The 18,809-nt window shown below is 58.9% G+C and carries 15 protein-coding genes; 6 read left to right on the forward strand and 9 right to left on the reverse strand.

Translation table 11 applies throughout. The annotated features are described in order from the left end of the window. Positions 1-14 precede the first annotated feature (14 nt). Positions 15-2,375 (forward strand): xanthine dehydrogenase family protein molybdopterin-binding subunit, encoded by a 2,361-nt coding sequence (locus tag AC2FF8_RS11490; RefSeq protein WP_496879744.1) that lies wholly within the window; start codon positions 15-17, stop codon positions 2,373-2,375. A gap of 95 nt (positions 2,376-2,470) precedes the next feature. After that, positions 2,471-3,262, forward strand: coding sequence for an FAD binding domain-containing protein (locus AC2FF8_RS11495; protein ID WP_496879745.1), 792 nt, complete (start codon positions 2,471-2,473; stop codon positions 3,260-3,262). A gap of 6 nt (positions 3,263-3,268) precedes the next feature. Here AC2FF8_RS11495 and AC2FF8_RS11500 read toward each other — a convergent pair whose 3' ends face one another. The 3 genes from AC2FF8_RS11500 to AC2FF8_RS11510 all read right to left on the reverse strand — a co-directional run bounded on the left by AC2FF8_RS11500 (position 3,269) and on the right by AC2FF8_RS11510 (position 7,817). Continuing rightward, positions 3,269-4,273 (reverse strand): FAD:protein FMN transferase, encoded by a 1,005-nt coding sequence (locus tag AC2FF8_RS11500; protein ID WP_496879746.1) that lies wholly within the window; start codon positions 4,271-4,273, stop codon positions 3,269-3,271. Positions 4,274-4,621: 348 nt separating this feature from the next. Continuing rightward, positions 4,622-6,448 carry a BCCT family transporter gene (locus AC2FF8_RS11505; RefSeq protein WP_425079566.1) on the reverse strand — a complete coding sequence of 609 codons (1,827 nt, stop codon included), beginning with the start codon at positions 6,446-6,448 and terminating at the stop codon, positions 4,622-4,624. Positions 6,449-6,872: 424 nt separating this feature from the next. Further along, positions 6,873-7,817 carry a PDR/VanB family oxidoreductase gene (locus tag AC2FF8_RS11510; protein ID WP_170345449.1) on the reverse strand — a complete coding sequence of 315 codons (945 nt, stop codon included), beginning with the start codon at positions 7,815-7,817 and terminating at the stop codon, positions 6,873-6,875. A gap of 140 nt (positions 7,818-7,957) precedes the next feature. Between AC2FF8_RS11510 and AC2FF8_RS11515 the strand changes: the two genes are divergently transcribed. The 4 genes from AC2FF8_RS11515 to AC2FF8_RS11530 all read left to right on the forward strand — a co-directional run bounded on the left by AC2FF8_RS11515 (position 7,958) and on the right by AC2FF8_RS11530 (position 11,697). Further along, entirely contained in the window at positions 7,958-8,863 is a 906-nt protein-coding gene (locus AC2FF8_RS11515; RefSeq protein WP_496879747.1) for a LysR substrate-binding domain-containing protein, read from the forward strand. Positions 8,864-8,966: 103 nt separating this feature from the next. Then, entirely contained in the window at positions 8,967-10,124 is a 1,158-nt protein-coding gene (locus tag AC2FF8_RS11520; RefSeq protein WP_496879748.1) for an aromatic ring-hydroxylating oxygenase subunit alpha, read from the forward strand. Between the two features lie 256 nt (positions 10,125-10,380). Further along, positions 10,381-10,620, forward strand: a complete 240-nt coding sequence (locus tag AC2FF8_RS11525; protein ID WP_425079562.1) for a hypothetical protein — start codon at positions 10,381-10,383, stop codon at positions 10,618-10,620. Positions 10,621-10,665: 45 nt separating this feature from the next. Then, positions 10,666-11,697, forward strand: coding sequence for a GlxA family transcriptional regulator (locus tag AC2FF8_RS11530; protein WP_496879749.1), 1,032 nt, complete (start codon positions 10,666-10,668; stop codon positions 11,695-11,697). Here the strand turns inward: AC2FF8_RS11530 and AC2FF8_RS11535 are convergent. The 6 genes from AC2FF8_RS11535 to AC2FF8_RS11560 form a co-directional block, all read right to left on the reverse strand. Continuing rightward, positions 11,656-12,219 (reverse strand): sarcosine oxidase subunit gamma, encoded by a 564-nt coding sequence (locus AC2FF8_RS11535; protein WP_425079561.1) that lies wholly within the window; start codon positions 12,217-12,219, stop codon positions 11,656-11,658. The two genes, AC2FF8_RS11530 and AC2FF8_RS11535, sit on opposite strands and share 42 nt — an antisense overlap. Beyond that, the gene (locus AC2FF8_RS11540) at positions 12,212-15,166 is read right to left on the reverse strand and encodes a sarcosine oxidase subunit alpha family protein (RefSeq protein WP_496879750.1); all 2,955 of its coding nucleotides are present in this window, start codon (positions 15,164-15,166) and stop codon (positions 12,212-12,214) included. Before AC2FF8_RS11540 ends, AC2FF8_RS11535 begins: the two co-directional genes overlap by 8 nt. After that, positions 15,163-15,450, reverse strand: a complete 288-nt coding sequence (locus AC2FF8_RS11545) for a sarcosine oxidase subunit delta (RefSeq protein WP_171119335.1) — start codon at positions 15,448-15,450, stop codon at positions 15,163-15,165. The genes AC2FF8_RS11540 and AC2FF8_RS11545 overlap by 4 nt, the downstream gene beginning before the upstream one ends. Positions 15,451-15,462: 12 nt before the next feature. Further along, positions 15,463-16,713 (reverse strand): sarcosine oxidase subunit beta family protein, encoded by a 1,251-nt coding sequence (locus AC2FF8_RS11550; protein WP_170345456.1) that lies wholly within the window; start codon positions 16,711-16,713, stop codon positions 15,463-15,465. Positions 16,714-16,997: 284 nt separating this feature from the next. After that, on the reverse strand, positions 16,998-18,242 hold the full coding sequence (locus AC2FF8_RS11555) for a molybdopterin molybdotransferase MoeA (protein WP_496879751.1): 1,245 nt from the start codon (positions 18,240-18,242) through the stop codon (positions 16,998-17,000). Then, on the reverse strand, positions 18,235-18,582 hold the full coding sequence (locus AC2FF8_RS11560; protein WP_496879752.1) for a hypothetical protein: 348 nt from the start codon (positions 18,580-18,582) through the stop codon (positions 18,235-18,237). The genes AC2FF8_RS11555 and AC2FF8_RS11560 overlap by 8 nt, the downstream gene beginning before the upstream one ends. Between the last annotated feature and the right edge of the window lie 227 nt (positions 18,583-18,809).

The raw sequence follows: 18,809 nt of genomic DNA on the forward strand, positions 1-18,809 counted from the left end.
GAGGAGAACAAGCAATGCCCAAAGACAGTGGCATCGGAGCCAGTTCCAAGCGACGCGAGGACGTGCGCTTTCTGACCGGAGCAGGCAATTACACCGACGATATCAACGTACATGGTCAGGCCTATGTGCATTTTCTGCGGTCTGATATCGCGCATGGCCGGATCAAATCCCTGGACACTTCGGCGGCCGAAGGCATGCCGGGCGTGGTCAAGGTTTTTACCGGCAAGGATTTCGAAGGCGTGGGCGGCATGCCCTGCGGCTGGGAAGTCACCGACAAGCACGGCGCGCCGATGCAAGAGCCCCCTCACCCCATTCTGGCGCAGGGCAAAGTGCGCCATGTGGGCGACCCGATCGCGGCCGTTGTGGCCGACAGCCTTGAGCAGGCCCGCGATGCGGCCGAGGCCATCGAGGTGGATATCGAGGAACTGCCCGCGGTGATCGACATGAAAGCCGCCGCGCAGGATGGCGCGACCCTGGTCCATGACGATCTGAAGAACAACATCTGCTATGACTGGCAGCTGGGCGAGGCGGACGACGCCAAGGTGAACGAGGTGTTTGCCAACGCGACGCATGTCACCACGCTGGAACTGGTGAACAACCGTCTGGTTGCCAACCCGATGGAACCGCGCGTGGCCGTGGCGCAATACAGCCGGGGCACGGATGAATACACGCTCTATACCACGTCGCAGAACCCGCATGTGATCCGGCTGCTGATGTGCGCCTTCGTGCTGGGCCTGCCCGAGCACAAGGTCCGCGTCGTGGCGCCGGATGTGGGCGGCGGTTTCGGCACCAAGATTTTCCACTACGCCGAGGAAGCGTTTTGTACTTTCGCCGCCAAGGCCTGCAACCGCCCGGTCAAGTGGACGGCCAGCCGGTCCGAGGCGTTCATGTCGGATGCACAGGGCCGCGACCATGTCAGCAAGATCGAGCTGGCGCTGGATGCCGACAACAATTTCGTCGGGCTGCGCACCAACACATACGCCAATCTGGGCGCCTATCTGTCCACCTTCTCCAGCTCGGTCCCGACCTGGCTGCACGGTACGCTGATGGCAGGCAACTACAAGACGCCGGTCATTCAGGTGAACGTGAAGGCGATGTTCACCAATACAGTGCCGGTGGACGCCTATCGCGGCGCAGGCCGCCCCGAAGCGACGTACCAGCTGGAGCGCGTGATCGACAAGGCCGCGCGCGAACTGGGCGTGGATCCGATCGCGCTGCGTCGGCAGAACTTCATCACGCAGTTCCCCTACGACACGCCGGTGGCGCTGACCTATGATACCGGGGATTACAACGGAACGATGGACAAGCTTGAGGCCGCCGCCGATCTGGCAGGTTTTGCAGCGCGGCGCGCGCAAAGCGAAGCCAACGGCAAGCTTCGGGGCTTGGGCATCAACTGCTATATCGAGGCCTGTGGCATCGCACCTTCCAACATTGTCGGCATGCTTGGGGCCCGGGCGGGCCTTTATGATGCAGCAACGGTTCGGGTGAACGCCACCGGTTCGATCAGCGTCATGGTCGGCGCGCACAGCCACGGGCAAGGGCACGAGACGGCCTTTCCGCAAGTGGTGGCCGACATGATCGGCATCGACGAGTCGATGGTCGAGATCGTGCATGGCGATACATCGAAAATCCCGTTCGGTATGGGCACATATGGTTCGCGTTCGCTGGCGGTCTGTGGCTCGGCCATGGTCAAGGCGACCGAAAAGGTGATCGACAAGGCCAAGAAGATCGCCGCCCACCTGCTGGAAGCGTCCGAGGCCGATATCGAGCTGAAGGACGGTCAGTTCAGCGTTGCGGGTACTGATAAGTCAGTGGCATGGGGCGATGTGACCCTGACGGCCTATGTCCCGCACAACTATCCACTGGAAGTGGAGCCCGGGTTGGAGGAAACCGCGTTCTATGATCCGGCCAACTTTACCTTCCCGGCAGGCGCCTATGCCTGCGAAGTCGAGGTTGATCCGGAAACCGGTCAGGTCAGCATCGAGAAATTCACTGCGGCGGATGACTTCGGCAACATCGTTAACCCGATGATCGTGGATGGTCAGGTCCATGGCGGTATCGGTCAGGGCATCGGGCAGGCGCTTCTGGAAAACTGCGCCTACGATGAAAACGGCCAGCTGCTGAGCGCGTCCTTCATGGACTACGCGATGCCGCGTGCGGATGACGTGCCATTCTACGGTGTCGACCATTCCAGCCAGACGCCGTGTACCCACAATCCGCTTGGTGTGAAGGGTTGCGGCGAGGCCGGTGCGATCGGCTCACCGCCTGCGGTGGTCAACGCGGTCCTGGATGCGTTGAACTCGGGTGGAAGGGCTATTGATCATATCGACATGCCGATGAGCCCGTCACGCGTTTGGACGGCGATGCATGGTTGAGAGGTTAGAGTGCGAGGGGCCAGCCCCTCGCGCTCCCCGGGATATTTATAGCCAGATGAAGGGCGGATCAGCGCCTTTCGGAAAGGAAGAACGAAATGTACAGTTTCGAGTTTGAGAAACCCTCGACCATTGCTGACGCGGTTGCAGCACTGGCCGCCGAGGATGCGCAGGCGTTGGGGGGCGGACAGACGCTGATCCCAACATTGAAGCAACGGTTGGCGGCCCCGTCCAAGTTGGTGTCGGTCAGCGGAATTCCCGAGATGCAAGGCGTTTGCGTCGAGGATGACGGATCGGTGTCGATCGGTGGGGCGACGCCCCACGCTGTCGTCGCCCGCGAGGCCGCGGGATCATATCCAGCGCTTGCAGCGCTGGCCGGTCAGATCGGCGATCCGGCAGTCCGCAACCGCGGGACGATTGGCGGTTCGGTTGCCAACAATGACCCTGCGGCCTGTTATCCGGCAGGGGTATTGGGATCAGGGGCGACAGTGGTGACCAATACCCGCCAGATTGCCGCCGATGACTTTTTCCAGGGAATGTTCACGACGGCGCTGGATGAGGGTGAAATCATCACATCGGTCCGTTTCCCGGTGCCGCAAGCGGCGAGCTATCAAAAGTTCCTTCAGCCAGCGTCGCGATTTGCGCTTGTCGGGGTCTATCTGGCCCGTTTCGCCGATGGAGTACGTGTCGCGGCAACCGGCGCGAGCGAGGACGGCGTTTTCCGGTGGTCAGAGGCTGAACAGGCGCTGAACAAAGAATTTCGCCCTGATGCCCTTATGGACCTGCGCGTGAACCCGGCGAACATGATTGCGGATCTGCATGGCAGCAAGGAGTATCGAGCACATCTCGTTTCGGTCATGACCAAACGCGCGGTTGCAGACTGCCAATAGGCCATCTTAGAGAACTCGAAAAGCCTCGGTGTGATCCGGGGCTTTTTGACCCTGAAGCACGACCACTTTCCCATTGGGGCCAACACAGATCGCGATGCAGTCGCCGGCTGCCCGCGCAAGGGCCGCTGCTATTTCAGTCTCGGAAGCATGACAGAATGCCGTTGAAAGCGCGCCTGCTGTCGCAGCATCCAGGGCCTGGACACTGACCGTTGACCAAAGCGGTGCGTTTTCGCCCATCGGGTTGATGATGTAAGCACCGCCGGACCGCAGGCGCATGACGCCGGGGCTGGACGTAGCGATGGCGCGGTCTTTCAAATGCGTGGCTTCGTCAAGCCCGTGCACTGGATCCGTGACACCCAGCAGCCACTGACGGCCACTTGCATAATACTCTCCGATATTGACCAGAACCTTTTCCCACCCGGCCTTGCGCAAGGCGCGAACGACCAGATCAGTAGCAAAACGCTGAGCGGTGCGGTTCCAATCCCCGCATTTTCTCACGCGCGACTGCCAAAGCAGCACCCATGACGGATTCATGCGCGATCCGCACACTTGCCGTCGCCTTTGTAACCCCGTCCAAATAGACCAATGACGATCCGCTTGCTGCATCGCCGTACGGGGTTCCGACAACGATGGAATCCGAGATCGAAAGGCCCCTGTATTGCTCGAAGAATTTGTGGAAAGGGGCCTTTCCCAGCCCTGAAACAAAAAAGTCGGTTCGTTATGTTCGATCAACTGCACGTCAAGAAAACGCCCTTCAAGATCCAGCACGATCAACATGTTGATCGGTGCGCCGGAAAAACCGGGCAATGGCGCCAGGGGCTCCGATTCAAAGACATAGCCTGCATCGGCCCCGCCGGAGTTCAGCAGACTGTAGACGCCGTTCTCGTTCAACGCCGGCCCCAAAGAGAACGGCGCGCGAATATGGGATTCGATATCTTCGCGCGACAAAGGTTCGGCCAAAGCCGCCAGGCCACTGAAAAGCAGCGTCAGAATGCCTGCGAGTACGCGCATGTTCGAAAGACCAGCTTTCCGCCCTTCGCTGGAACATTCGATGAAAGTCCTAAGTTCCTGCCGCGGCCCTAAGACAGCCCTTTATCCAAAGTTGCAACAGCAAGGAAATTGACCCTGGCGGGTGATGCGGCCCTCGCCGGTCCGGTGAGCAAACTGTCACCACAGCAGCCAGAGGTGGCGGAAGTACGGGGTATGCGGGCAGTCGATAGGAGACAGACTTGGTTCTCCGTTCAGTACGGCATCGACCCCGGGGTAATATTGGGGTTTTTCATTTCAAAGGCTACGGTCTGAAAAAAGAACAGGCCGCCCAGTAGGGGCGGCCTGACCTGTTTTTTTTGAGCTTATGCCTTATTCAGCAGCCTGCGTGCTGCTGGCAGAGTGCTTGTCACGCTGACTGTCGCGGAACAGCGCCTTGGCCAGCGATACGCACATCAGACCCATCACCACGGTGAACGGAAGCGCACCGATGATCATGGCATTGCGCAGCGCGTCCATCGGGTTGTTTTCACCGGCCGCCAGGATCAGCGCGCCGATCACCGCCGTCAGGATCACACCCCAGATGATGCGGTGCTTGATACCGGTTTCCTGGCTACCACCCGACATGATGGTGTTCATCACCAGAATACCCGAGTCAGCCGAGGTCACCAGGAAGGTCATGATCAGGATCACGCACATGATGTTCAGCATGGACAGAAGCCCACTGTCGATCATGTAGGACAGGGTTACGAACAGCTTGTTGGTGTTCGATGCTCCAATGATCGCACCTTCCGCCGCGCCTGCCAGTTCCAGATCGATCGCTGTGCCGCCCAGAACGGTCATCCAGGCAAAGCATACCAGCGCAGGTGCGAACACGCAGCCCAGAATGAACTCACGAACGCTGCGCCCCTTGGAGATGCGCGCCAGGAACAGACCCACGAAGGGCGAGAATGCGATCCACCATGCCCAGTAGAAGGTAGTCCAGCCTGATTGCCAGCCGAACTGACGACCTTGCTCACCCGCAGCATAGGCCGCAGCCAAGGTTGCTTCGTCCAACTCGGCTGCTGCACCTTCCAGACCGCTTTTGAAGCCGTCGAAGCTGCCCCAGGCATTGGTCGCGCCTGCCATCAGGTCTGCGGCATGTGCTTGCGCCTCGGCCGGCAGGGCCGCTGCGAATGCTTCGGCCGACAGCGGGCCATAGGCGTTAAAGCTGAGCGACACGAAGTGCAAAATGTAGTCGATCATCGCAGTGCCATAAGTGGTCATGGCAAAGACAAACGAACCGAAGACCACGAAAGTGCCCAGCAGGATGATCGACAGCACCAAGTTCAGGTTGGACAGGTACTTGACACCTCGGCCAACACCGGAAACCGCCGAAATGATCGACAGACCCATGATGACGACCAAGCCTGCAATCAGACCAACCTTGCTGGGGGTCGGCACCTCGCCGCCCAGATCCATGATCCACTGCATGCCGGTGATGGCATAGAGGCCGTCGATGAACTGGCTGACGCCAAAACCGATGGTTACGGACACGCCGAGGATCGTTGCGACAACGCCCAAAACGTCGACCACGTGGCCGAAAAAACCGTTGACGAAACGGCCAAACAGCGGAGTCAGCGCCGAGCGGATCGTCAGAGGCATGTCGCGTGTATAAGCGTAATACGCCAACGACAGGCCGGTCACCACGTAGATCGCCCAGGCGTGGAAACCATAGTGCAGGAAAGTGAAACGGTAGGCCGATTGCAGTGCCTCAGGCGTGTTACCTTCGACCTCACCAGAAACGACAACCGGGTTAGATCCCCAGAGACCCAGCGGTTCTGCTGTCGCAAAGACCATGAGACCGACACCAAGACCGGCACCGAACATCATGGAAAACCACGAGAAGTTCGAAAACTCGGGCTTTTCCCCCGGCGTTCCCATGATCCGGCGACCCGTGGACGGAATGATCGCAACAACGGCCAGGAAAAAGAAGAAAAAACCGACAATGACAATGTAGAAGCTGTTGAAGACTTCCAGCAACTGGCTGTTCAGGCTGCCCAACGTGCTGTTTGCATTCGCAGGGAAAACCAGGGCCCACAGGACCAGCCCGACCATGATGGCCTTGCTGATCAGGGCAATTGGGACGCTGTAGTTTTCATAGAATCCGGAATCAGCCGTTTCTATTTCAACGTCCGTGAAAGGTTCGGGTATCGACATATCGCGCGTTCCTCCTCGAGTGTGTCGTTTTTGTTCTTCTGGAAAAGTGCTGGAAACCATCGCGTTGCACGACGCGGACAATCATGCACGATGCGCAAACCGATGGTGAGTTGTGTTCAGCCCAAACTTGGGCTTGCAGTAACAACGCGTGCTCCCATTACGTTTCTTACTGCAGATCTCCTCCGGGTTATTCGCTGCCAGCCGACATCCCTGGTCCTAGTGATAAGTCAGCATGTCTTTAAACATAATCGCAGCGTCGTAAGTGGTTATTGGGCTTCCAGTTTCGAAACACCTATAGCATGGGTTAAGTGTTCTGATTTGAGAATCCGACACTTCGATTACGTGAAACGACTATAAAACTCACTCGTTTCCCATGTTAGCGAGAACAGTGCAATGCTATGAATTGCGGTAGCCATCATACTGTCTATAGCTTCAGGACCAGTTTCTCGGACTTGGCCCGCGAAACGCAGGTGCACAGGAATTCGTGGCTTTCCCGCTCTTGCGGTGTCAGTATTCCGTCGCGGTGGTCGACCTGACCTGACACTACGTCAACAATGCATGACCCGCACAACCCTTCAGAGCACCCGAAATCGACCTGCACGCCGTTGTTTTGCAATACTTCGAGAATGGTTTCCTCCTTTCCGACCGGGTAGACCGCGCCGGTTGACTGAATTTCGACCCGGAATTCGGCGTTTGTGTCGTGCTCGATATCAGATGCGGCTGCAAATCGTTCAAAATGGATGGCACCGCCGCGCAAGGATGCACTTGCTTCGAGAACAGCATTCAGCATCGGTTCAGGTCCGCAGGTATACACATCCGCACCCATCGGCGTCGATTGCATGACCGATGCAAAATCAAACTGACCGTCAGTATCATCGCAGTGCAAATGATACCATTCATCCAATCCAAGCGAACGAAACTGCGCATCCATCGCGGCATATTCCCTTGACCGTACCAGGTAATAAACCCGAAAATCCTGCCCTCGGTTCAACAGTTCCCGCGCCATTGCCACCAGCGGCGTCGCCCCAATACCGCCTGCAATCAACGTGACGTGCCGATCGTGACTTTCGAGTTTGAAGTGATTACGCGGCCCACCGATTTCGACCATCGACCCATCTTGCAGCGCGTGCATCGCCACCGAGCCGCCACGCCCTTCATCTTCGCGTTTGACGGCGACATTGAGTACGCGGCCGTCCTGGCTCCAGCTCCACAGTGAATACTGCCGCACCAGATCGTCGGCCAGATGGATATCGACATGTGCGCCGGGTTGAAGACTTGTGAAGCGGCCGTTTTCGATTTCAAAGCAAAAATCGGACGTGTCCGGGCTCAGCTGTGTTTTGCGCACGAGGCGGGCAACTTGTGTATCCATCACACATCCTGTTCGTTCTCGGTCGACTTTGGTCCTGTACCCGATCGCAAACAGCAGGAAAAAACATAGATTTCAATTGCAAAATTTCTCACATTCGGATGAATGTAGCTCACCTCTATCTCTTGAGCAACGCAGCAGCCATGTCACGACGCCACTATAATCTTCCACCTCTCACGACTTTGTCGGCCTTCGAGGCCGCCGCGCGGCATCTCAGTTTCAAAGAAGCGGCCGGCGAACTGTCGGTTACGCCGGGTGCTGTCAGCCACCAGATAAAAGCGCTGGAAAGTGAACTGGGTTCAGCGCTGTTCGTCAGAAAACACAGGGGCGTGGAACTGACCGAGGATGGCCAGGACCTGTTCGAAGTGCTCGGCTCGTCGTTCCGGCAGATATCGAAGATGCTTGAAAAGATTCGCAGCGGGGATTCCGAAAATCCGGTGACGGTCGGGTCAACTACCGCTGTGGCGGCGTTGTGGCTTTCCCCGTCGGTCATCCGGTTCTGGCAGGACTACCCGCACGTAAAAGTGAACCAGATGGCACAGGACAAGCCATTCTCGGACAGACCGGATATCGATTTTTTCATCCGCTACGGTCGCGACGTGAACTCGCAGTTGAACCATACCAAACTGTACCGTGATACTCTGACGCCGGTCTGTAGCCCCGAGATGGCCCTGGAACTGAAGGGGGCAAGCCTGGACGACCTGGTCGAACGTCGCCTGATCCACCTTGAAACGCAGGACAACACCTGGACCACCTGGCCATCTTGGTTTCACGACCTTGGATACACCGGAGTTGTACCGGTGCAGTCGCGCGTGAACAGCTATGCGTTGGCGTTGCAGTTGGCCCGGAAAGGGGCCGGGCTTGCATTGGGGTGGAAACGCTTGATCCAGCCCATGCTGGCATCAGGAAAACTTGTTGCGCTGGAAGAATTCAGCCTCCCTGCCCCGAACAATTTTTACCTCGTCGGTCGCCCGGACGACCAGCTGACAGAAGGTGCCCTGGCGCTGAAAAACTGGTTGCTGGATGAATTGTCCGGGGGTTCGGTTTAGTCTGCCTCAATCGGCCATTAGGTTTTTTGATATTGAATGAAGCCGGCTCGACCGGCCAATGGGGGAAACGTTCAACCCATTCCGAATTACTCAGGAGCAACCGATGAACAAGCATTCAGCGCTTTCGTCTGTTCTGACCCCGGTAAACACCGCCAAGGGCCTGCCGAACGAGCATTATGTCGATCCCGCTGTCTTTGCCGAGGAACGGGAGGCGGTCCTGTTCGCGAACTGGTCGGGCATCGGTTTTGGCAAGGACATTCCCGAAGCAGGTGATGCCTTTCCGATCGACTTTCTCGGCATGCCGCTTCTGATGGTGCGCGACCGTGACGGACAGATCGGCGTTTTCCAGAACACCTGCCGCCATCGCGGAATGATTTTGGTCGACAAGCCACAGAAAATCCGCGGCGCGATCCGCTGCCCCTATCACAGCTGGTGTTATGGCCTGAATGGCGAGCTGCGCACTGCGCCCCACGTTGGCGGCCCCGGACGGAACACGCATGAAGATCTGGACTTTGCTGAACTGGGCCTGATCCGCATTCGTTCCTATGTCTGGCGCGATGTCGTCTTCGTGAATGTGGATGGCAACGCCCCGGACTTCGAAGAGGTTCATGGCGAACTGATGGAGCGCTGGAAAGATTTCGATCAGCCGATGTATCATGGCGGTGCGGGCGCGTCTGTCCGGCTGAAGCTGGAGTCGAACTGGAAACTGGCGGTCGAAAACTTCTGCGAAAGCTATCACCTGCCTTGGGTTCACCCGGGCCTTAACAGCTATTCGCGTCTGGAAGACCACTACAACATCAATGAACTGGGCAAGTACTCGGGTCAGGGCACCTACGTCTATCGTCAGTTCGAAGGTCAGAACGGCGAGAAACTGGATGACTTCCAGAACCTGAGCGAAAAGTGGAATGAAGGGGCGGAATACATCGTCGTGTACCCGAACACCTTGCTGGGTGTTCAACGCGACCATGGCTTTGCCTTCATCATCGATCCGATCACCCATGAGCGGTCGAACGAAAGGATCGAGCTGTACTACGCCAAAAAACCGGAAGACGCACCCGAGCACGAAGCGTTGCGCGCAAAGAACGCGCAGCTTTGGAAAACCGTTTTCGAAGAGGATGTATTCGTGGTCGAGGGCATGCAGAAAGGCCGTCATGGCGTCAAATTCGACGGTGGTCGCTTTTCGCCCGCGATGGATGGCCCAACGCATTGTTTCCACCACTGGGTGGCCACTCAGATCGAAAAAGCCCGTGCCGAGGCATGAGCGGCTTTCCGGCCGGACCATGGGTTGAGGGCGCCACGGATGCGCCCTGCTCTGTCATTTGCAATCAGGAACATCGCAGATGCAGGCGATGTTCCGCGATTGCGGAAAGACGCATGCGGCTGCGTGTGATGGGTTAATCAAGGGACGGTTCGCATCGTTGATGGCGTCGAAAAACCAGGATTCAGGCGCAAAAAGGTAGAAAGCAAATGATTGCGTACAAACCAACACACTTCGCGTTTCCGGTAAGAGGCTGACCTTGGATCTGCAAGAACTCGACAAGCAACTGTTGCAGGCTCATGCGGATAATGATGTGCCTGCGCTGATCCGGCTGTACCACGAAGCAGCCGACAGGGCCGAACAAAATCAGGATCTCGACGCTGCTTGTTTTTACCTTACGCATGCGTTTGTGTTCGCGCTGGAATACGGTGCGCCCGAAGCGGATGAGTTGAACCGAAAACTGTTCGAACGCGGTCGCGCCCATCGTTTGGTGTTCTGACGAAATCGGTGTAGTTGGGGTATCGTGCTGGCAAAGAGACAAAGCATGACCCATTTCACCTTTCTGTGCCTCGAAGATTTCCCGCTTGCTGCCCTGTCCATGGCCATCGACCCGCTGCGCGTGGCCAATGAGATCAGCCGCAGCGATGGTCTTGGCTGGACTGTCGTATCGGAAGATGGGCAACAGGTCATGTCCAGTTCACGCCTCAGCATCAACCCTGACAAGGCGTTGTCCGAGGTGGAGGAAACCGACGTCGTGCTGGTCTTTGCCGGGGCCTCGGCCCGGTTGAAGGATCGCAAGGCTTCGGGCGGAGCGCTGCGGCGGCTTTTGTCACATGGCGCGCGGATCGGTTCGGTCAGCGGCTCACTTTTTGCGCTGGCGGAAGAAAAATTCTTCGATGGTTACAGTTGTAGCGCACATTTCTGCTATACCGCTGCTTTGAAGGAACAATTCGACAGGGTGAACCTGTGTGACACGCTCTATACGATAGATCGCAACCGAATGTCCTTTGCTGGGACTTCAGCGGTGTTTGAATTCATGCTGGGCGTGATTTCGGACGAGGTGTCTGATGCAGTTGCCGTCGAAACCGCCTGCTGGTTCCAATACGCGACTTTGCGCGATGCGGATACGTTGCAGGTTTTGCCGGGCTACAGCAAAAATCAGACCCGCAATGCCCTGCCGCGCCCGGTTCGACGGGCCATCGAGTTGTTTGCAAACAACATCGAAAACAAGATCTCGATCGAGCAGGTTTCGAAACGCGTTGGCATGTCCATCCGGCAATTGGAACGGCATTTCAAGAAGGAAACCGGGATCAGTCCCGGAGGGTACTATCGCAGGCTGCGACTGGATGCGGCGCGGCAGAAGCTGCTTTACACCGACCAGTCTTTGCAGGAAATCGCGCTTTCGGTCGGGTATGACAGCGCCAGTTCGTTTTCAAGCAACTATCGGCGTGAATTCGGTCTGCCGCCGACACAGGAACGCAAGGAACGAAGCCGCGGCGCCAGACACGCGGCTTTGTCCTTTGGGCACCGTCCTTCACAGGGCCTTGGCCACCTCGATCAGCATGTGGTGAACTGAAATCGCATAGCTGCGTGGCGCGTAGACCGAGAAATCCGTTCCCGCCTCATTGCAGCGCAGCAGGCACCCCACATGGTGGATTGCAGTGCGGTTGAAAGCTCCGACCTGCATCTGCTCGACATCCAGAACGGTCAGGCGTTGCAACAAGCCTGTGGCACCCTGCCCGGTCATGTCGATGCGTGTGAACGCGTCAGACTGATCGGTCACCGACGCCATGCCGGCCAGCTCGGCTTCCATACGCCTGGCCAACTCCAACGGGCCTGCAAAAGCTTCCTCGCAAAGATACTGATCCGGGCCCAGCCAGTGCAGGTTTCTGGTTTCGCCCTTTTCCCATTGCCCCGCCTCAGGCGCAGGGGTTCCGCAAACGGTTTGAAGTTTGGCTTTGACGGCTTCCTCCTGTCCCAGCCGGGCCGAGACGGATGCCAGTGCCACATCCCCTCGTTCCTGAAATGTCAGAGGTCCGACCACGTTCCGTTTTGGTTCGGTGCCGCCAATGGCGGTCTTGGCAACAAAATCACGCACGGAGCCGTTCTCCTTCGGGGTCAAGGAAATGCGCGCTGACAAGCGTCGCTTTGATGTTGGTGTCATCCACCGGGCTGACAATCTGTACGGTGTCGCCCAATCGCTGCGCCCCGCGTTTTACAAAGGCCAGGCCGATGCTGCTGGACAGGTGCGGCGAATAGGCAGCCGATGTGACATAGCCCAGATCGTTTTCCGGCACGTGCGGCGCATCTTCGTCGAACACATGGCCACCGGCCAGCACGGTATCGGCAGTGTTGACCGGCTGAATGCCGACCAAAGCCAGGCCATCCGGATCCGTCAGAGCTTCGCGAGCGCTGAGCGTCGCACCGATACTGTCTTTCTTGGCCGAGACCATGCGCCCCATGCCCAGGTTGTGGGCGCTGGTGGTTCCGTTCAGTTCGTTTCCGGTGGCGTGCCCCTTTTCGATACGCAGAACACCAAGCGCTTCGGTGCCATACGGCGTTACGCCAAAGGGTTCCCCAAGCGCCATCAAATGTCGGATCAGCGCGTCACCGTAACGGGTTGGCACGGCCAGCTCATAGGCCAGTTCACCCGAGAACGAGATACGGAACAGCCGCGCCGGGATCCCCCCGGCAATGGTCACCTCGCCACACGCCATGAAGGGGAAACCTTCGTTGCTGATGTCATAGCCGTCATCAACGACCTTTTGCAGCAACTCACGGGATTTCGGGCCCGCTATGGCATATTGTGCCCAGGCGTCGGTGGTCGAGATCATTTGCACATCCATGTCCGGAAACAGGCATTGGCGCACGAACTCCATGTGGCGATAGATACCAACCGCGTTTGCGGTTGTCGTGGTTACCACAAAGTGATCCTCGGCCAGGCGGGCGGCGGTGCCGTCATCCATGGCTATACCGTCTTCGCGCAGCATCAGACCATAACGGGTCTTGCCCACCGGCAGTTTGGCAAAGCCGTTGCAATAGATCTTGTTGAGGAACTCTGCCGCATCCGCGCCCTGCACGTCGATTTTGCCCAGCGTGGTCACGTCGCAGACGCCGACACCGCTGCGTACGGCCAGAACTTCGCGATCCACGGATTCGCGCCAATGGGTCTCACCAGCCTTGGGGAACCACTGCGCACGCAACCAGGGGCCCACCTCGACGAATACCGCGCCCTGTTCTTCGGCCCATTGGTGGCTGGGCGTCAGTCGCGTCGGTTTGAATTCTTTCCCGACCGAGCGCCCGGCCCAGGCCCCCATCGCCACCGGCGTGTAAGGTGGCCGGAAGATGGTTGTGCCGGTTTCGGGAATGCTCTTGCCGGTGATCTCGGCCATCACGGCCAGCGCGCCGACATTCGCGGTTTTGCCCTGATCGGTCGCCATGCCAAGAGTGGTATAGCGTTTCAGATGCTCGACACTGCGGAAGCCTTCCTGTTCGGCCAGTTTGACGTCCTTGACGGTCACGTCATTCTGGAAGTCCAGCCAGGCGCGGCCTTTGCCGGGCACGTGCCACAACGGGGTGATACGGATCGCATTATCCTCGGCTTTCGGCAGGTCGACCGGGCAGGCCCTGATCCCCAGCCCGTCAAGCGCCGCAAGTGCCGCATTGGTGCCCGAGGCGACCGCCCCGTGGCTGGTCAGGTTGCCAGCGGCGGCACCGGCGACCACCATACCCTTCGGCAGTTCGGCCGGCGGGATGAAGGTTGCAAGCGGTTCGAACCATTGCGGGCGGCCGCGTTGGTGGCATGTCAGTTGCACATTCGGATTCCACCCACCCGAAACGCCCAGACCGCTGACTTCGATGGGGCGGGACTGACCATCGGCCATCTGCACGGTGATCGATTTCAGCCCCAGACGACCCTGCGCGTTGGTCACATGCGCCCCGGCCAGCAACTCACACTCGGCGATGCGCGGAGCATCGCGGCGCGGGTCGATCACGGCAACAACCTTGATCCCGGCTTTGATCAGATCCTGAGCGGCGCGGTGTCCTTCATCGTTGTTGGTAAAAATCGCCACGCGCTGGCCCGGCGTCACAGCCCAGCGGTTTGCATAGGCCCGCATCGCGCCCGCGAGCATTATGCCCGGTCGGTCGTTGTTTTCGAAAGCAATCGGACGTTCGGTAGAGCCGGCACAAAGCACCGAGTGTTTCGCGTAAATGCGCCACAGAATCTGGCGTGGTTTCCCCGCTTCGGGCATTGCAAGGTGATCCGAGACCCGCTCAAGCGCGCCGTGAATGCCGTGATCATAGGCGCCGAACACGGTGGTGCGCGTCAGAAGGCGCACATTGTCCATCGACGCCAGCTCTCCCAGTGTCTGCGCGACCCAATCCGCATTCGAAATGCCCTCGAACCGGTCACAGTCAGACAACAGACGCCCGCCCATCCGGCTGTCTTCGTCGGCCAGAATGACCCGCGCGCCAGACCGCGCCGCCGTCAATGCTGCGATCAGGCCGGAAGGACCGGCACCGATAACCAGGACATCGCAATGCAAATAGCCTTTGTCGTAGATATCCGGGTCAGCCTCCTGCGTCAGGCTGCCCAGACCGGCCGCCTTGCGGATCATCGGTTCATAGAGCTTTTCCCAGAACGCCTTGGGCCACATGAAGGTCTTGTAATAGAAACCCGCCGTCAAAAACGGTGAGAGCCGATCATTGATCGACAGCGCATCGAAGGCGAGCGAGGGCCAGCGGTTCTGCGATGTCGCCTCGAGCCCGTCGAACAACTCGACCGTGGTCGCGCGTGTGTTGGGCTCCTGACGGTTGCCCGTGCGCAGCTCGACCAGCGCGTTGGGCTCTTCCGAGCCCGAGGCCAGCACACCGCGTGGACGGTGGTACTTGAACGAGCGGCCAACCAACCGCACGTCATTGGCCAGCAGAGCCGAGGCCAGCGTATCACCCTGATAGCCTTCGTAGGATTTGCCATCGAAGGTAAAGCGCAGCTTTTTGGACCGGTCGATCAGACCGCCCTGCAAACGATTGTTCTGGGTCATTTTCCCCGCCCCGTCTTGCGGGCTACATCCCGCGCCAGTTCTGTTGCCAGAATTTCATGGGTCAGCGTGTCGCGTGTCACAACAAGCCACGAGCGGTCGCCCTGCTCGTGAAACCACAACTCGCGGTGGGTTCCTGCCGGGTTGTCGCGCAGGTAGAGATAGTCGTGAAACTCAGCGGCGGCCGTGTCGGATTGCCAGTCGGGCCGATTGATCAGGCTCGCGTCGCCCAGATAGGTGAATTCGGACGCGTCTCGCGGGCCAAGCAGTGGATGATTGATGATCATGTGCGGGCCTCCTCAGTGCAGGTTGGGCTGTGCGCCCACACCTTTTTCGTCAATCATCCGGCCGGTTCTGAACCGGTCCAGCCGATAGGCAGTTGCAACGTCATGCGGTCGGTCGGTGGCCATAAGATGCGCGAAACAAAAACCAGATGCCGGCGTTGCCTTGAACCCGCCATAGCACCAGCCACCATTGAAGTAGAGCCCGTCAATTCCGGTGTGATCTATGAATGGCGAGCCATCCATCGACATATCCATCACGCCGCCCCACATTCGCAGCAGACGCGCGCGACCGATCATCGGCATAAGGGACATACCGCCTTCGGCCACGTCCTCGACCACAGGCAGGTTGCCGCGTTGCGCATAGGTGTTGTAGCCATCGATATCGCCGCCAAAGACCAGACCGCCCTTGTCCGATTGGCTGACATAGAAATGTCCGGCACCATAAGTGATCACCCCGTCAAGCACCGGTTTCAGCCCTTCGGTCACAAAGGCCTGGAGCACGTGGCTTTCGATCGGCAGGCGCATCCCTGCCTTTGCCATCACGCGCCCGGAAGACCCGGCAACCGCCACGCCCACCTTCTTGGCGCCGATGTAACCCCGTGTGGTTTCAACGCCCAGCAGTTTTCCGTTTTCGATGCGGAACCCGGTGACTTCGCAATTTTGGATGATGTCGACCCCCCGTTGATCCGCGGCACGGGCATAGCCCCAGGCCACACCGTCATGACGCGCCGTACCACCGCGGCGATGCAACAGACCGCCCTTGATCGGAAACCGCGCATCGTCAAAGTTCAGGAACGGATACATCGCGCGAACGCCCTCTGCATCCAGCAGTTCCGCCCCAGAGCCGGTGAACATCATCGCGTTGCCGCGGCGACGATACGCGTCACGCTGCGCGTCCGTATGACAGAGGTTCAGAATACCGCGCTGACTGACCATCGCATTGTAGTTCAGGTCCTGTTCAAGGTTTTCCCACAGCTTCAGCGACAGCTCATAGAATGGCTGGTTCCCATCCAACAGGTAATTGGCGCGAATGATCGTTGTGTTCCGCCCGACGTTGCCGCCACCGATCCAGCCTTTTTCCAGAACCGCCACCCTGGCGGCGTTGTGTTCCTTGGCCAGATAATATGCCGTCGCAAGGCCATGACCGCCGCCGCCGATCACGATGAAATCATAGCTTGATTGAGGCTCGGGATCGCGCCATGCCGGTTTCCAGCCCCGGTGCCCGTTCAAAACCTGCCGCATGATCGCGAGTGCCGAATACCGCATGAATTTGTGTCCTTAACCCTCAGTGCGCCGAAGCATCATGTGCCGCTGGGAAAGCCCCAGTCACGACGTAATCCGTCACGGAGTTTATCGGTTGCGACAATTTTCAGGCCGGTATTCGGTTTGATTGTCGCGCCACCTGACGGTTTTCCGGTGCATGCAACACGGGCCGGCACAGCCATCGCGCGAAGAACGCGATGCCAACCATCCGGCCGATCTCCGGTTGCCCACCATGACCGCGGCGTTGCAGTTGCAGGAATAAAGGCAACGCACCTGTCTAGCGGGGATCAGAACCGCAACAATTCAAGCGTATGCCCGGCGGGCAGGTCTTCGATCTCAGCGGGTATGATCGCCAACCCGTCTGCCTGCGCCAGCAAGGCAACACGGCCGCTATAGGATGGTGCCATCAGACGCACTTTGGGAAGGCCATCGGGCGAGGTGCCGTCAATCTGGACCGGACGGTATTCCTGCCGGCCCGCGTGGCGCTGCGCGGGTTCAGCCAGCACGGCCTGAACAGGTATCTGAGGCCTGTGGCGCAGACCCGCACGGCGCGCCATCATCTGCGATCCGATTATCTGCCATGTCACATAGGCCGAAACAGGGTTGCCCGGCAGACCAACATAGAGAGCATGCCCGCGCCTCCCGAACATGACCGGTTTACCCGGCTTCATCGCCACTTTCATGACATCGGTTTCGCCGCCGATCTCACTGAACAGTCTGGGCATGTGGTCTTCATCCCCAACAGACACCCCCCCGGTTGTAACGATCAGATCCGAGGCATCGCACGCCTCGCGCAGAACCTGTTCCAGACGGGTCGGGTCATCCACGACCGGCCCCCGGTCGGTCAGTTCGATCCAGGGTTTTTGCAACATCGCCAGCAGCATATATCGGTTCGAGTTGTAGATTTGGCCGGGGCCAAGGGGCTCACCCGGTTGGCGCAGTTCGCTGCCTGTCGAAAAGATCGTGACCTTCAGTTTTCGGAACACCAGGACCTCGCCGTACCCGGCGGATGCCAGGGCTGCCACCTCACGCGGTCCAATTTCACAGCCGCCTCGCAGGACCAGCCCCCCGGCACAAAGATCTTCTCCCGCGCGCCGGATATGCTGGCCGGGTTTCGGGCGTCGGCTGAAGCGAATCCCGTCGATCAGAAGATCGCAGTCTTCCTGCATCAACACGGCATCGAATTCAGGCGGCACCGGAGCGCCCGTGAAAATGCGCAAAGCGCTGCCTTCAGGGGCATCATGGTCACCGCAGTCGCCCGCAGCCACGCGCCCGGCGATGGGCAGTTCGAACACCGGCCCATCGCCCAGATCACCGGTGCGGATGGCATAGCCATCCATGGCCGAGTTGTCGAAGGCAGGCATGTCGACCTTGCTGGCGCAATCCTCGGCCAGAACCCGGCCTATTGCCTGTTCCAACGGCAAAATCTCGGTTTCGGCAACAGGATCGGCGACGGAAAGACCGCGCTGAAGGGCGTCCTCGACAGTCAGATACATGTGGGCGCGGCGGTCACAGGCGCATCCATCAGCCATTTTGAGTCTCCGAAAACACAAAGGGTTCTGCGAATCCCGGCCGTTCGGCCGGATCAAGATTGGGCAGACCGGCTTTGACCGCTTCCAAATCCGAGTTGGGATCACCAACGACCGGCAGCGTACCCATGTTATGCAGACCATGCGCGGCGCGACCTATGCCGTCGCCGCCTTCTTTTCCGGACGACAAATCCGGCTCGGGTTGGCCGCGAAGCTCAAATACGCGCGCGCAGTCAGAGCCCATGCCAAGGGTGGACGTTACGGTGGGCCCTCTCGACGACCTCTTGAAGCCCACGGTATCCCAGGCAGGGATTGGTGCAGATAGCGTCAGCCAAGTGTTCATCCGTCCCTCCGGAGTTCAGGCCGCCCGGCGGGACCCCCCCAGCAGGTCAGCCGAAACGCTGATCATCACCGGCAAAAGGAAGCGATGGCTTTTGTCGCACAGTCCGGCCGGAAATTCCCGGCCAATGGACAACACGGCGGGTTAACTGTCATTGACATAGGTCATGATCCGCTGTTCGGGCGCTCCATCAGGAAGGGTACATTGCCGCCTCTGTTGGTTCCGCAGGA

The sequence above is a fragment of the Ruegeria sp. YTSA144 genome (assembly GCF_059610125.1).

Coding starts and splice junctions, on each gene's coding strand:
- AC2FF8_RS11490 (WP_496879744.1), top strand. CDS start 15: ATGCCCAAAGACAGTGGCATCGGAGCCAGTTCCAAGCGACGCGAGGAC.
- AC2FF8_RS11495 (WP_496879745.1), top strand. CDS start 2,471: ATGTACAGTTTCGAGTTTGAGAAACCCTCGACCATTGCTGACGCGGTT.
- AC2FF8_RS11500 (WP_496879746.1), bottom strand. CDS start 4,273: ATGCGCGTACTCGCAGGCATTCTGACGCTGCTTTTCAGTGGCCTGGCG.
- AC2FF8_RS11505 (WP_425079566.1), bottom strand. CDS start 6,448: ATGTCGATACCCGAACCTTTCACGGACGTTGAAATAGAAACGGCTGAT.
- AC2FF8_RS11510 (WP_170345449.1), bottom strand. CDS start 7,817: ATGGATACACAAGTTGCCCGCCTCGTGCGCAAAACACAGCTGAGCCCG.
- AC2FF8_RS11515 (WP_496879747.1), top strand. CDS start 7,958: ATGTCACGACGCCACTATAATCTTCCACCTCTCACGACTTTGTCGGCC.
- AC2FF8_RS11520 (WP_496879748.1), top strand. CDS start 8,967: ATGAACAAGCATTCAGCGCTTTCGTCTGTTCTGACCCCGGTAAACACC.
- AC2FF8_RS11530 (WP_496879749.1), top strand. CDS start 10,666: ATGACCCATTTCACCTTTCTGTGCCTCGAAGATTTCCCGCTTGCTGCC.
- AC2FF8_RS11540 (WP_496879750.1), bottom strand. CDS start 15,166: ATGACCCAGAACAATCGTTTGCAGGGCGGTCTGATCGACCGGTCCAAA.
- AC2FF8_RS11545 (WP_171119335.1), bottom strand. CDS start 15,450: ATGATCATCAATCATCCACTGCTTGGCCCGCGAGACGCGTCCGAATTC.
- AC2FF8_RS11550 (WP_170345456.1), bottom strand. CDS start 16,713: ATGCGGTATTCGGCACTCGCGATCATGCGGCAGGTTTTGAACGGGCAC.
- AC2FF8_RS11555 (WP_496879751.1), bottom strand. CDS start 18,242: ATGGCTGATGGATGCGCCTGTGACCGCCGCGCCCACATGTATCTGACT.
- AC2FF8_RS11560 (WP_496879752.1), bottom strand. CDS start 18,582: ATGAACACTTGGCTGACGCTATCTGCACCAATCCCTGCCTGGGATACC.